Origin of the sequence: Streptomyces griseochromogenes (assembly GCF_001542625.1) — a bacterium.
GTDB classification, from domain to species: Bacteria; Actinomycetota; Actinomycetes; order Streptomycetales; family Streptomycetaceae; genus Streptomyces; species Streptomyces griseochromogenes.
On sequence record NZ_CP016279.1, the window covers coordinates 3201750 to 3214467 of the forward strand.

A 12718-nucleotide genomic window follows, 5' to 3' on the forward strand; every position below is an offset into this window, starting at 1 on the left:
AAGATCAACGCCGCAGGCGGCCGTGGTGTTCCCGGGCGGGATGTTCCCGGGCGACCCGGAGCGGTCCGAGGCGGGTGTCAGTAGCGCAGGGCCGTGCCGACGGCCGCCTTCACCTCACCGGTCAGGTCGCGGTTGCTGCCGGCGGTGCCCTCGCCGGAGGCACCGGCGGCCACGTCCTTGAGCGTCACCACGGTCACGTCCAGCAGATTGCCGCTCTTGTCAGTGAAGTTGACCTGGACGGCGAAGGACTTGGCGGAGCCCGCGGTGTTCTTGGCGGTGACCTTGACCGTGGCTTTGGCGCCGTTGCCGGTGGCCACGGTGCCGAGTGACACGTCGTCCTTCGCGTTCACCCCACCCTTGGCCTCGTCGAGCTTGCGCTTGGCCTCCGCCGAGGCCGAGGCCAGCGCGTCGGACCCCCGGGAGGCGAGGGACGCGGCGGCGGAGGAGGCCATCGAAGCCGCCTTGCTGGCGGTGCCGGACGGACTTCCGGAGTTGTCGGAGCATCCGGCCGCCGCGACCACCGCCAGCACCACACCCGCCGCGCCCAGTGTCCAGTGCCCTTTCATACCGCGCCTCCTGTGCCCTCGGGGCGTTCTGCCCCTCTCAGTGAAAGGGGCGCGGCCACGATGCGCACACCGGGGACAGCGAGGACCGGCGGCCGTCCGGCGGCGCGTGCTCCGTCGCCCGCGCACAACTCCGGGGCGGTGGCGCACCACGTTCCCGTCCGGCTCCGTTGCGCCGAGCGGCGGGTCAGCCGGTTCTGGCGGATAGTGGAGAGGGGACCTCGTCCCCCGGCAGCCCCCGTTCCTCAGGAGGCTCGATGCTCTCTTCACGGTCGCTCGCCGCGCTCATCGGCATCACGTTGTTCGGCATCGCGCTCACCGCGTGCCAGGACCAGGCGTCCGGTCAGATCATCGCGCGGAACGATGCCAGGATCGTGGAGACTCTCTCCAACCCGCCGATCCACGGATGTCACCGTTTCCCCGCGGGCGTGACGCACATCAACAACCAGACTCAGAGCAGCCTGCTGCTCTACTCGACACCCGACTGCACCGTGCCGCGGGGCGGGCAGAGCGACTACCTCGACATCGGGGCGTCGGATTACGCCGTCCGGACCACCGGCCTGTGGCAGAGCTTCTCCTTCGCCCCCGACTGAGCCGCGGGCTCAGACGTCCTCCAGGCCGTCGTCGTCACGGAGCCTTCTCCAGATGCGCGTGCGGTGCAGGATGTAGAGAGCGGCGAACAGGGAAACCACCTGCAGACCCACGGCGAGAAGCCAGAAGACGGCCTTGCTCTCCATCTCGTCGGTGAGGTAGCTGAAGTTCATGCCGAAGTATCCGGTCAGGAACGTCAGCGGCAGGAAGATCGTCGATACGATGGCCAGCCGGTTGATCACACCGTTCTGCTCGCCCGAAACGAGGGACGAGTAGGTGGCGAAGGCCCGCCGCGTGGCCTCCTGCAGGGACTGGATGTCCGTGAGCACGAGCCGGCCGGTGCTCTGGAACTCCCCGGCCATCCGTTGGCGCTCCCTGGGGAACGCGCGGTTCATCATCCTGCGTGTGAGGATCTCGTCCATCGCCTGGAGGTAGGGCAGCAGGGAGTGGTGCAGGCGCGCGGCACGCCGCCGTAGCCGGGCCAGACGGTAGACCTGCTCGGGGCGGCGTCGCTCGAACATCTCGTCCTCGAGGTCCTCCACGGCGAGGACATCCGCCACCGTGGCCCGTCGGAACGTGTCCAGAGCCCCCTGCAGCAGCAGGAACAGCAAGGCCGCCGTGTCGGCAGGACTCTCGTGCCCGAGCCGTGCCATGAGGCGCTCCAACGGCACGGCCGGTCCCCGGTGGAGCATCAGCAGGTGCCGCTCCGTCACGAGGACATGGATGTGGACGAAGTCTTCACCTTCGACGACGGGTACGACGAGACCGATCCTGTCGCCGAGAAACTCGGCCCGCGCCGGTTCACCCGCCCTGCCGAACCAGGGCGGACTCTCGGACGCCAGACCGAGCCCGGTGACGACCGGCGTTCCCTCGGCCGCCGGATCGTCGGGCAACTGGACGTCGACGAGCAGGAAATCGGATGCGGCGAGGCGCTCGCGCGCTTCCGCCAGGCCCGTACGAGCGATGGTCCCTCCGGGCATCGACACCACCGATACGATCATCATCCCTCACTGTTGTCGGAAGCCCGTGTCCCACGGTGCGTACACTCCGACGTCCCCGGTCGCGGAGACACGCAGGCGCATCGGCGGTTGCCCCGAACGGGTGAGCGCGTCTCCGTGCGGTCGCGGGGCCAGGGTTCCGATCGTCGGCGGAGGTGCTGCCGAGCGGCGGCTCACGTATGCGTCTTTCGTGCCGGAGGCGGGGATGGCGGGGCACCAGGTGATCGATAGTCTGCCGGGGGGACGGACGCAGGAGGAGCTCGGATCGACCTCCCCGGATTCGCTTCGAGAACCGCCCTGAGAGCCGCCCTGAGAACTGTCGCGAGGACCGACGGTCCGGCCGCCGAGCGAAACAGTGAGGTGAGAGGCAGCATGTTCACCACCCGGCCCACCCTCCAGGGCACCTTCGGCATGGTGTCCTCCACCCACTGGCTGGCTTCCCAGTCGGCGATGGCGGTCCTGGAGGACGGCGGCAACGCCTTCGACGCGGCCGTGGCGGGCGCCTTCGTGCTGCATGTGGTGGAGCCGCACCTGAACGGGCCCGCCGGTGAGGTGCCCATCCTGCTCGCCCCGGCCGACGGTACGGTGCGCGTGCTGTGCGGACAGGGCGTGGCCCCGGCGGGCGCCACGATCGCGCACTACAGGGGGCTCGGTCTGGATCTCGTACCCGGCACGGGACCGCTCGCGGCCGCCGTGCCCGGCGCCTTCGACGCCTGGCTGCTGCTCCTGCGCGACCACGGCACCAAGTCCCTCGACGACGTCCTGAAGTACGCCGTCGGGTACGCCGAGCACGGGCACGCGCCCGTGGAGAACGTCGGCGCGACCGTGCAGAGCGTCCGGGAGCTGTTCGAAACCGAGTGGACCTCCTCGGCGGAGGTGTACCTGCCCGGGGGCAGGACGCCCCGGCCCGGCGCGCTGCTGCGCAATCCCGCCCTCGCCGCCACCTGGAAGCGGCTGCTGGCCGAGACCGCCCGGGCCGGCGACCGGGAGGCCCGGATCGACGCCGCGCGCGAGGTGTGGCGCTCGGGCTTCATCGCCGAGGCCCTGGTACGGCAGTCCCGGCGGCCCACCCTGGACACCAGCGGCGAACGGCACGTCGGCACCCTCACCGAGGCCGACCTGGCCGGCTGGTCGGCGGCCTACGAGCCACCGGTGACGTACGACTGGAACGGCTGGACCGTGTGCAAGGCGGGCCCCTGGAGCCAGGGCCCCGCCTTCCTCCAGCAGCTCGCCCTGCTCCCGTCCGAGCTGCCCGCCTACGGCTCGGCCGACTACGTCCACCTGCTGATCGAGGGCTGCAAGCTCGCCATGGCCGACCGTGAGGCCTGGTACGGGGACGCGGCCGAGGTGCCGCTCGCCGAGCTGCTGTCGGACGGCTACAACGCCTCCCGGCGGGCCCTGGTCGGCGCCAAAGCCTCCTACGAGCTGCGCCCCGGCAGCCCCGGCGGACGCACCCCGCGCCTTCCCCGCCAGGCGCACGCGCGCGTGGAGGCCGGTCAGGACACCGGCTTCGACCCGCTGGGCGTGGGGGAGCCCACCGTGGCCGACCTCCGAGTCGCCGCCGACGGCGGCACCCGCGGCGACACCTGCCACCTGGACGTCGTCGACCGCTGGGGCAACATGATCGCGGCCACGCCCAGCGGCGGCTGGCTCCAGTCCAACCCGGTCGTACCCGAGCTGGGCTTCCCGCTCGGCACCCGGCTGCAGATGACCTGGCTGGAAGAGGGCCTGCCGAACTCCCTCACCCCGGGCCGCCGCCCCCGCACCACCCTCACTCCGTCCGTCGCGCTGCGCGACGGCGTCCCGGTGCTGGCGTTCGGCACGCCGGGCGGCGACCAGCAGGACCAGTGGCAGCTGCACTTCTTTCTCGCCGCCACCCTGCGGGCCCCGGTCCGTGGCGGCCTCGACCTGCAGGGCGCGATCGACGCCCCGAACTGGCACAACGACGGCTTCCCCAGCTCCTTCTTCCCGCGCGGGCACCGCCCCGGCAGCGTGACGGTGGAGTCCCGCATGGACACGGAAGTGGTCGAGGAGCTGCGTCGGCGCGGCCACGACATCACGGTCGGCCCCGGCTGGTCGGAAGGCCGCCTGTGCGCGGTGGCCCGTGACCCCGAGTCGGGAATTCTGTCGGCGGCCGCGAATCCTCGCGGGATGCAGGGATACGCGGTGGGCCGCTGAGCCGCTGAGCCGCTGAGCCGCTGAGCCGCTGAGCCGCTGAGCCGCTGGGCCGCTGAGGCCTGAGGGTGCTGACGCCGCGACCACTGCGGCTGCGGCTGCGGCGGGCGTCCGGCGGCTGGCCGACCTGTGACATCCGCCAGGCCGGTGGGCTCAGTGGCCTCGGGCGGTCAGCCCTCGCCGCGAGCCTTGGGGAGCGGCCCTTGCACGTCGGGCTTGGCGATGAGCGCTTGAACATGGGCCCCGGTGCCCGAGCCACGGCCACCAGTCTCGGCGTGCGACTCACGTGCACCCGCCTCGGTGCCCGGCCCACGTCCACCGACCTCGATGGCTGGTTCTCGCCCATGTGTGACTGTGGCGGTCTCTTGCCGGCGGGTTGCGGCGACCGGCCCTTGCCCCTCGCCCTCGGTGACCGCTTCCGGCCCACCGGCCTCGGTATTCAGTCGCTTCCCACGGGCCCCGGCAATCGGCCCGTGTCCACCGACCCGACCCGCTCGCACCCGTTCTTCATCCCGATTCCACCTCACGTCCATCACTCGGGCGGGGATTGTCAGTGGCGCGTGTTCTCATAAGGGCATGATCCAAGACACGGAAACCATCGACGAGTTTCTCGCCCGCTGCTCGGCCGACGTGGAGGAAGCGGTTCGCAAGGCGGCCGAGGCCGAGATCCTGCCCCGCTTCCGCAGCCTCGCCGAGCACGAGGTGGACCAGAAGAGCGGACCGCACGACCTGGTGACCGACGCCGACCGCCTCGCCGAGCGTCGGCTCACCGAAGACCTCGGCGCTCTGCTGCCCGGTTCGGTGGTCGTCGGCGAGGAGGCCGTGCACGCCGACCCGGCGTCGTACGACGCGATCCAGGGCGACGCGCCGGTCTGGATCATCGACCCGGTCGACGGCACACGCCAGTTCGTGCACGGCGACGAAGGCTTCTGCACCCTGATCGCGCTCGTCCACCGCGGCACCGTCCTGGCCTCCTGGACCTACGCCCCCGTGCGGGACCAGTTCGCCACGGCCGTCCGCGGCCGCGGCGCCTTCCTCGACGGCGAGCGACTGTTCGCGGGCCCGCCCGCACCCGGCCGTGACCTGCGTGTCGCCACCTCTCACCCGGACTACACCACCGACGAGCAGAAGCGCGCACTGCGCGTCCTGTGGACCGAGGGCATCGCCCCGCGACCCTGCGGCTCGGCGGGCCTCGAGTATCTCGCCATAGCCAGGGGCGAGTTGGATGCCGTGGCGTTCTCCTGGGAGGCCGCCTGGGACCACGCGGCGGGCCTGCTCCTGGTCGAGGAGGCGGGCGGTGCCCACCTGACCCGCGGCGGCGAGCCGTTCCGCGTGACCGGAGCGAACGCGTTGCCGTTCACCGCCGCGAGGGACGCCGCGACGGCACACCGGATCGCGGAGCTGCTGCGCACGCCCGCCTGAGGCACCCTGCCCGGGGAGTGTCAGTCCTCCGGCATATCCTGACCTTGAGTGGCCATCGGCTGACGAAGGGGTCCGAAGGTGCCGTCGATGCTCGATGCGGTTGTGGTGGGTGCGGGACCGAACGGTCTGACCGCGGCCGTGGAGCTGGCCCGCCGGGGCTTCTCCGTCGCCCTCTTCGAGGCGAAGTCCACCGTGGGCGGCGGTGCCCGCACCGAGGAGCTGACCCTGCCCGGCTTCCGGCACGACCCGTGCTCGGCAGCCCACCCCCTCGGTATCAACTCGCCCGCGTTCCGCGCGCTGCCCCTCGACCGCTACGGCCTTCAGTGGCTGCACGCCAAACTGCCCATGGCGCATCCGTTCACGGACGGCACCGCGGCCGTGCTGTCCCGGTCCGTCGCCGAGACGGCCGCCTCGTTCGGACCGCGCGACGCGGGCGCGTACCGCAGGCTGGTCGGGCCGTTCCTGCCCCATTGGGACACGCTCGCCCGGGACTTCATGTCCCTGCCCCTGACCTCGCTGCCCCGCGACCCGGTCACCCTCGCCCGCTTCGGCCTGGCCGGGCTGCCACCGTCCACCTGGCTGATGCGCCGCTTCCACGACGAGCGGTTCAAGGCCCTCTTCTCCGGCCTCGTCGCCCATGTCATCGCGCCGCTGGGCGGCCTGGCCACCGGCGCCGTCGGCCTCGTCTTCGCGCTGGCCGCGCACGCCCGCGGCTGGCCGGTCGCCCGAGGCGGCTCCCAGGCGATCTCCGACGCCCTCGCCGCCTACCTCAAGGACCTCGGCGGCCAGATTCACACGGACTACGAGGTCAAGCGTCTGGACGACCTGCCGCCCGCGCGCGCGTACGTCTTCGACACCTCGCCCACCGCCCTCGCCCGCATCGCCGGCTTCGGCGGCTACTACGACCGCTACCGCTACGGCGCCAGCGTCTTCAAGATCGACTATGCCCTGGACGGCCCCGTCCCCTGGACGGCTCCCGAGGCCCGCGTCGCCGGCACCGTGCAGATCGGCGCGAGCCGGGCCGAGATCGACACCGCCCTGCGCGCCGCGTCCACCGAGGGCCGGGCACCCGACAAGCCGTTCCTGATCACCGTGCAGCCCAGCGTGTCCGACCCCACCCGCGCCCCCGAGGGCAAGCACGTCTTCTGGGCGTACGGCCATGTCCCCAACGGCTGGCAGGGCGACCTCACGGACGCGATAGAACGCCAGCTTGAGCGCTTCGCGCCGGGCTTCCGCGACCGCGTCCTGGCCCGCGCCACCGCGGGCCCGGCCGAGCTGGCGACCCGTAACGCCAACTACGTGGGCGGCGACATCGCCTGCGGCGCCGCTTCCGGACTCCAGCTGATGCTGCGCCCCAAACTGTCCCTGTTCCCGTATCGCACCCCCCACCCGGCCGTCTTCATCTGTTCCTCGGCCACCCCGCCGGGACCCGGCGTGCACGGCATGTCGGGGCACAACGCGGCCAAGGCCGTGTGGAGGAGGCTGAGGCAGACATGACCACCATTACGTTCGTCCAGGGCGACATCACCCGGCAGAGCGCCGACGCGATCGTCAACGCGGCCAACTCCTCCCTGCTGGGCGGCGGAGGGGTCGACGGCGCGATCCACCGCCGTGGCGGCCCCGCGATCCTCGCGGACTGCCGCAAACTGCGTGCCTCCCACTACGGCAGGGGCCTGTCCACCGGCAAGGCCGTCGCCACCACGGCCGGCGATCTGGACGCCCGCTGGGTCATCCACACCGTCGGCCCGCGTTTCACCCGCGAGGAGGACCGGTCGGAGCTGCTGGCCTCCTGTTATCGGGAGTCGCTGCGGGTCGCGGATGAGCTCGGTGCTCGTACGGTCGCGTTTCCCGCCGTCTCCGCCGGTATCTACGGCTGGCCGATGGAGGACGCCGCCCGGATCGCGGTGGAGACGGTGCGAGCCACGGACACGGCGGTCGAGGAGGTCCGGTTCGTGCTCTTCGACGAGCGGGCGTACGAGGCGTTCGCCGCGCAGCTTCGCTGAGGCAACCACGGTTCGGTTTCCCGTTGTCGCCCGAGTCCCCGAGGCAATGGCGCCCGGCGTGACGAAGTCGTACCGGTTCTCGCCGGTCGTGACGAGACCGGTCGGGAGGCCGTCCGCACCCGGCTGAGGGATCGCCCGAGGTGCAAGGCCGGATACGCTGACAGCATGATCGAGAATCCTCCTCCCTGTCCGAAGTGCTCCTGTGAGTACACCTACGAGATGAACGCCCTGGTGGTGTGCCCCGAGTGCGGCCATGAATGGGCTCCCGCCGAGGCCGGTGCCGAGGGCGGTGCGGTCGCCGGGGAGCGCGTCGTCAAGGACTCCGTCGGCAACGTCCTGCGGGACGGCGACACCGTGGTGGTCGTGAAGGCGCTCAAGGTCAAGGGCAGCCCGTCGGGGATCAAGGCCGGCACCAAGGTGCGCAACATCCGACTGGTCGACGGTGTCGACGGCCACGACATCGACTGCAAGATCGAGGGTTTCGGGGCGATGCAGCTCAAGTCCGGCGTGGTCAAGAAGGCCTGAACCACCCGCTCCCCAAGGGGGCACTGGGCAGTAGCAGGATGCTGAATTGCAAAATTTCGCAATTGCTTAGATGCTATGTCTGCTGTGCCTGCAAGTAGCCGCGGGCACAGCCTTTCGCGTCCCCCGGCGGGGGCGCTGCAGGGAAGCCGAGGGGTCGTGTCCGTACCGCTGTACCAGGCCAAGGCCGAGTTCTTCCGGATGCTCGGGCATCCCGTACGGATACGCGTACTGGAGCTGTTGCAGGACGGGCCGATGCCGGTGCGGGAGCTGCTGGCCGCCATCGAGGTGGAGCCCTCCGGCTTGTCGCAGCAGCTGGCCGTCCTGCGCCGCTCGGGGATCGTGACCTCGACGCGGGACGGCTCCACCGTCGTGTACGAGCTGGCCGGCGGGGACGTCGCCGACCTGATGAAGGCGGCGCGGCGGATCCTGACCGAGATGCTCACCGGGAAGGGCGAGCTGCTGGCCGAATTGCAGGAAGCCGAGGTCGCCGGGCCATGACCTCTCCGTTCTCGTCGTTCCGTCAGCCGTGGGTCCGGATCGGCTCGCTGCTGCCCGGCCGCGCCGACCTGGACCAGGCACTGCGTCATCCACGGCGGGACCTGCTCGCCGGACTGACCGTGGCGATCGTGGCGCTCCCGCTGGCGCTCGGCTTCGGGGTCTCCTCCGGGCTCGGCGCGGAGGCGGGCCTGGCGACGGCCGTCGTCGCCGGTGCGCTCGCCGCGCTCTTCGGCGGATCGAACCTGCAGGTGTCCGGCCCGACCGGCGCCATGACCGTCGTACTCGTTCCCATCGTGGGGCGGTACGGGCCCACCGGGGTTTTCACCGTCGGTCTCATGGCGGGTGTCATGCTCGTCGCGCTGGCCGTGCTGCGGGCCGGGCGTTACATGCAGTACGTGCCCGCCCCGGTCGTGGAGGGCTTCACCCTCGGCATCGCCTGTGTGATCGCCCTTCAGCAGGTCCCGAACGCGCTCGGCGTGCCCAAGCCCGAGGGTGAGAGGGCCCTGGTGGTGACCTGGCGGGCGATCGAGGAGTTCGCGAAGTCGCCGAACTGGACGGCCGTCGCGTTCGCGGTCGCCGTGGCCGCGGTCATGCTGATCGGGGCTCGTCGGCGGCCGACCGTGCCGTTCTCCATCCTGGCCGTGATCGCGGCGACGATCGTGGCTCAGGCCGCCCACCTCCACGCGGCGAAGCCGATCGGCGACCTCCCGTCGGGACTGCCCGTACCGTCCTTGTCCTTCCTCGACCTCGGCTCGCTCGGCACTCTGCTGGCTCCCGCGGTCGCCGTTGCCGCGCTGGCCGCTCTGGAGTCCCTGCTGTCGGCCTCCGTCGCCGATGGCATGACGGTGGGCCAGAAGCACGACCCGGACCGGGAGCTGTTCGGCCAGGGTCTGGCCAATATCGCGGCACCGCTCTTCGGCGGCGTGCCCGCCACCGGGGCGATCGCCCGCACCGCCGTCAACGTGCGCACCGGCGCCCGGTCCCGGCTTGCCGCGCTGACCCACGCCGCTGTCCTCGCCGTGATCGTCTTCGCCGCGTCGCCGCTCGTCTCGAAGATCCCGCTGGCCGCACTCGCCGGTGTCCTGCTGGCCACCGCGATCCGCATGGTCGAGGTCGGCTCGCTGCGAGCGATGGCCAAGGCCACCCGCTCCGACGCGCTGATACTCGTGCTGACCGCCGTCGCCACCCTCGCCCTGGACCTCGTCCACGCCGTCATCATCGGCCTCGTCGTCGCGGGCGCCCTCGCGCTGCGTGCTGTGGCCAAGCAGGCTCGTTTCGGCCAGGTACCGCTCGACCGCGGCGACCACACGGACGAGGAACACGCCCTGCTGTCCGAGCACATCGTGGCCTATCGGATCGACGGTCCCCTGTTCTTCGCCGCCGCCCACCGCTTCCTGTCGGAGCTCACTGAAGTCGCTGACGTACGGGTCGTCATCTTGCGCATGTCACGGGTGTCGACGATGGACGCCACCGGGGCGCTCGTCCTCAAGGACGCCGTCGACAAGCTGAAGCGGCGCGGCATCCTCGTGCTGCTCTCCGGGATACGCCCGGGCCAGCGGCAGGTCCTCGACTCCGTCGGCGCGCTCGACTCGCTGCGGCACGCAGGCCGGGAGTACGCCACCACGCCGGAGGCGATCCGGGGAGCGCGCGATCATCTGAAGACGGCCGGTGTCCTGTCGTCCGTCCCGGCCCAGCCCGGCAAGGAGAGATGGGCACCGCGAGCGACACCGGATGGACGGTGACCGCAACCGGGCCCGCCGAGGTGGTCACCGACCCGACGAGGCCGCCCACTACCGGCGCACCCTGCCCGGGTGGGTGCACGGTCCGCACGACGTCTGGATCACTCTGCCCCTCTGATCGGACGACCGGCCGACAGACCCCGACCGGCCGACCCGCACAAGGAAGCACCACCTCATGACCATCGACTGGCGTTACACCGTCGAGGAGAACCTCGGCGTTCTCTGCAGGTGAAGGGGCGTCGCGAGTGGCGCACCGCGGGGTGGCAGGGCGACGGCCGGGCGAAAGAGTGACCGCTGCTCGCCGGACTACCGGGTGCAGGCTGCGGTGACCTTGTCGATGACCGCCGCGGGGCGGCGGCGGGCGGCTGGTGCCACCGGAAGGGAGGAACGTACGTCCCCTTCTCGCACGTCGAGCGCGACCAGGCGCACCACGTCTTTCAGGCGCGGTGCCCGCCTGGTGGGCCCATGCGAAGCGACCCAGGTGCCGGTCTGGAGAGCCCCGTCACTCATCGGCCCCCCTCCCGGTCCGCGTGTTTTCGAGCGAGGCTTAGCCGTGCTCCGAGTCCTGGCCGGCCGCGCCCGGGGCCCGCACCGCTGGATCAGGCGGCTCCCCTCCTCGGTCCGGATTCGGCCAGACCGGTGGCGCAGGCGAGGATGGGGCGCATGGTTGTGACGAGTGGGTGGATGCGCCGTACCGAAGTCCGGCAGGCGGGGCCGAGCTGGGGCAGCGTGGAAGGGACGGCCAGGTGAGTACGCCGCTGTACCGACTCAAGGCCGAGTTCTTCAAGACCCTCGGCCACCCGGCCCGCATCCGGGTTCTGGAACTGCTGAGCGCGCGTGAGCACGCGGTGGCGGAGATGCTGCCCGAGGTGGGCATCGAGCCCGCCCATCTCTCCCAGCAACTGGCGGTGCTGCGGCGGGCGAACCTGGTCAAGACCCGCAAGGAGGGCTCGACCGTGTACTACTCCCTGACCAGCCCGCAGGTGGCGGAGCTGCTGCGGGTGGCTCGGAGCATCCTGTCGGGGGTGCTGGCCGGACAGGCCGAGCTGCTCGCCGATCTGCAGGCCGCACAAGGGGAGGCGAAGCCGCCGTCCTGACGGGCGGTCCTTGACCGGCCGTCGGATTCGTGGGCCGCACCCGCTACGCGGTCGGCCAGACCTCCTCGGTCGCTCTCGACCACCAGATGTGGACGCGCGACGGCGAACTGCACTTCCGCTGGGACGTCGCCGAGGAACGGTTCCCGGCCGACCGGATCGAGCTGCTGTACGCGTACTTCGTGAACGAGCCGGAGAGCCTCGCCGACCTGTCACAGCGGGCCCCGAGCCCCCGGCGAAGGCTGCCTGGCCGTCCTCGGCTTCACCTGCGACGACCTCGACCCGGAGCGGCTCGCCGAGGCCTGGACTCGGCTGCTGGCCGCACACCCGGCGCTGCGGGCCACGGTGACCGCGACGGGTGACCTGGTCGTGCCCGAGTACGGTCCGGACCGCCGGCACATACCCGAACTCACCGCGGCGGCCCCGCGGGACACCGAGGACGCGCTGCGCGAACTGGCCGCCCGTCCCTTTCCGCTGGGCCGCGGCCCGCACGCCGAGATCGCGCAGCATCCACTGGGTGGCGGGCGAACTGTTCGGTTTCTACGCCGACGCGTCCGCCGGCGCCCGCCCGGCTCCGGCGCGGCAGGACGCCTCTCAGGACGGCGAAGTACTCGGTCCCGCCGAGGCGTTGGCGTACTGGAGCGAACGGCTCGACGGCCTGCCCCCGGACCGTTGCCGGAGCCCGCACCGGACCGCACTCGCACCCGCAGACAGGCCCGGCTCGCCGCATGGCCCAGCCTGCGCGTCCGGCTCGCCGAACGCGGACTGACCGTCGACGCCCTGCTGCTCGCCGCCTTCACCGAGGTGCTGTCCGAATGGTGCGCCGAACCCTTCGCCGTGACGGTCGTACGGTGGACGCGCGCGCTGCGGGCAGCGGGCCCCGGCGAGCGTACGGCACTGAGCTGGGTGGCCCACCGGGCGGCACCTTCCTCCCGGTCGCCCGTGCTCTCGGCAACACCGGCCACAACGGACTGATCCCGTGGTACGCGGCGGCCTGCGCGGCCCTCGGCATCGTGGGTGTCTTCCTGATCCGCCACGACGACCTGTACGACACGGAGCCCGACCCGTCTCCCGACCCCTCGTAGCGCTCCCTCGGGAGCCGACCGGCCC

15 protein-coding genes are annotated in these 12718 nt (G+C 71.6%); 12 read left to right on the forward strand and 3 right to left on the reverse strand.

The genetic code is table 11. The features are described 5' to 3' along the window. Positions 1 to 77: 77 nt before the first annotated feature. Positions 78 to 566, reverse strand: a complete 489-nt coding sequence (locus AVL59_RS13675; RefSeq protein ID WP_208870370.1) for a hypothetical protein — start codon at positions 564 to 566, stop codon at positions 78 to 80. 254 nt (positions 567 to 820) lie between these two features. Here AVL59_RS13675 and AVL59_RS13680 point away from each other — a divergent pair, with 254 nt between their 5' ends. Continuing rightward, positions 821 to 1156 (forward strand): hypothetical protein, encoded by a 336-nt coding sequence (locus AVL59_RS13680; protein ID WP_067303427.1) that lies wholly within the window; start codon positions 821 to 823, stop codon positions 1154 to 1156. Between the two features lie 9 nt (positions 1157 to 1165). On the opposite strand, the gene AVL59_RS13685 is transcribed toward AVL59_RS13680, so the two are convergent. After that, positions 1166 to 2158 (reverse strand): CorA family divalent cation transporter, encoded by a 993-nt coding sequence (locus tag AVL59_RS13685; protein WP_237281501.1) that lies wholly within the window; start codon positions 2156 to 2158, stop codon positions 1166 to 1168. Between the two features lie 366 nt (positions 2159 to 2524). Between AVL59_RS13685 and AVL59_RS13690 the strand changes: the two genes are divergently transcribed. From AVL59_RS13690 to AVL59_RS13720, 7 genes are all read left to right on the forward strand, one after another. Next, positions 2525 to 4330, forward strand: coding sequence for a gamma-glutamyltransferase family protein (locus AVL59_RS13690; protein WP_067303429.1), 1806 nt, complete (start codon positions 2525 to 2527; stop codon positions 4328 to 4330). A gap of 573 nt (positions 4331 to 4903) precedes the next feature. Further along, the gene (locus AVL59_RS13695) at positions 4904 to 5749 is read left to right on the forward strand and encodes an inositol monophosphatase family protein (RefSeq protein WP_067303431.1); all 846 of its coding nucleotides are present in this window, start codon (positions 4904 to 4906) and stop codon (positions 5747 to 5749) included. A gap of 87 nt (positions 5750 to 5836) precedes the next feature. Further along, positions 5837 to 7246, forward strand: coding sequence for a phytoene desaturase family protein (locus tag AVL59_RS13700; RefSeq protein ID WP_067303434.1), 1410 nt, complete (start codon positions 5837 to 5839; stop codon positions 7244 to 7246). Then, positions 7243 to 7752 (forward strand): O-acetyl-ADP-ribose deacetylase, encoded by a 510-nt coding sequence (locus AVL59_RS13705; protein ID WP_067303437.1) that lies wholly within the window; start codon positions 7243 to 7245, stop codon positions 7750 to 7752. Before AVL59_RS13700 ends, AVL59_RS13705 begins: the two co-directional genes overlap by 4 nt. Positions 7753 to 7917: 165 nt before the next feature. Further along, the gene (locus AVL59_RS13710; protein WP_067303440.1) at positions 7918 to 8277 is read left to right on the forward strand and encodes a zinc ribbon domain-containing protein YjdM; all 360 of its coding nucleotides are present in this window, start codon (positions 7918 to 7920) and stop codon (positions 8275 to 8277) included. Positions 8278 to 8433: 156 nt separating this feature from the next. Next, entirely contained in the window at positions 8434 to 8775 is a 342-nt protein-coding gene (locus AVL59_RS13715) for an ArsR/SmtB family transcription factor (RefSeq protein ID WP_067303442.1), read from the forward strand. Beyond that, a complete protein-coding gene (locus AVL59_RS13720; protein ID WP_067303444.1) occupies positions 8772 to 10517 on the forward strand; it encodes a SulP family inorganic anion transporter in 1746 nt (581 codons plus the stop codon). Before AVL59_RS13715 ends, AVL59_RS13720 begins: the two co-directional genes overlap by 4 nt. 303 nt (positions 10518 to 10820) lie before the next feature. Here AVL59_RS13720 and AVL59_RS13725 read toward each other — a convergent pair whose 3' ends face one another. Beyond that, positions 10821 to 11024: a hypothetical protein gene (locus AVL59_RS13725; protein ID WP_067303447.1), complete on the reverse strand. Its 204-nt coding sequence runs from the start codon at positions 11022 to 11024 to the stop codon at positions 10821 to 10823. A gap of 236 nt (positions 11025 to 11260) precedes the next feature. On the opposite strand from AVL59_RS13725, the gene AVL59_RS13730 reads away from it, so the two are divergent. From AVL59_RS13730 to AVL59_RS13745, 4 genes are all read left to right on the forward strand, one after another. Next, positions 11261 to 11611: an ArsR/SmtB family transcription factor gene (locus AVL59_RS13730; RefSeq protein WP_067303449.1), complete on the forward strand. Its 351-nt coding sequence runs from the start codon at positions 11261 to 11263 to the stop codon at positions 11609 to 11611. A 29-nt stretch (positions 11612 to 11640) separates the two neighbouring features. After that, positions 11641 to 11970, forward strand: a complete 330-nt coding sequence (locus AVL59_RS13735) for a hypothetical protein (RefSeq protein WP_067303451.1) — start codon at positions 11641 to 11643, stop codon at positions 11968 to 11970. Between the two features lie 155 nt (positions 11971 to 12125). Next, positions 12126 to 12377 (forward strand): hypothetical protein, encoded by a 252-nt coding sequence (locus AVL59_RS13740; RefSeq protein ID WP_067303455.1) that lies wholly within the window; start codon positions 12126 to 12128, stop codon positions 12375 to 12377. An 82-nt stretch (positions 12378 to 12459) separates the two neighbouring features. Next, positions 12460 to 12693 carry a hypothetical protein gene (locus tag AVL59_RS13745; RefSeq protein ID WP_067303457.1) on the forward strand — a complete coding sequence of 78 codons (234 nt, stop codon included), beginning with the start codon at positions 12460 to 12462 and terminating at the stop codon, positions 12691 to 12693. Positions 12694 to 12718 lie beyond the last annotated feature (25 nt).

Coding starts and splice junctions, on each gene's coding strand:
- AVL59_RS13700 (WP_067303434.1), top strand. CDS start 5,837: ATGCTCGATGCGGTTGTGGTGGGTGCGGGACCGAACGGTCTGACCGCG.
- AVL59_RS13710 (WP_067303440.1), top strand. CDS start 7,918: ATGATCGAGAATCCTCCTCCCTGTCCGAAGTGCTCCTGTGAGTACACC.
- AVL59_RS13695 (WP_067303431.1), top strand. CDS start 4,904: ATGATCCAAGACACGGAAACCATCGACGAGTTTCTCGCCCGCTGCTCG.
- AVL59_RS13675 (WP_208870370.1), bottom strand. CDS start 566: ATGAAAGGGCACTGGACACTGGGCGCGGCGGGTGTGGTGCTGGCGGTG.
- AVL59_RS13690 (WP_067303429.1), top strand. CDS start 2,525: ATGTTCACCACCCGGCCCACCCTCCAGGGCACCTTCGGCATGGTGTCC.
- AVL59_RS13725 (WP_067303447.1), bottom strand. CDS start 11,024: ATGAGTGACGGGGCTCTCCAGACCGGCACCTGGGTCGCTTCGCATGGG.
- AVL59_RS13705 (WP_067303437.1), top strand. CDS start 7,243: ATGACCACCATTACGTTCGTCCAGGGCGACATCACCCGGCAGAGCGCC.
- AVL59_RS13680 (WP_067303427.1), top strand. CDS start 821: ATGCTCTCTTCACGGTCGCTCGCCGCGCTCATCGGCATCACGTTGTTC.
- AVL59_RS13720 (WP_067303444.1), top strand. CDS start 8,772: ATGACCTCTCCGTTCTCGTCGTTCCGTCAGCCGTGGGTCCGGATCGGC.
- AVL59_RS13685 (WP_237281501.1), bottom strand. CDS start 2,158: ATGATGATCGTATCGGTGGTGTCGATGCCCGGAGGGACCATCGCTCGT.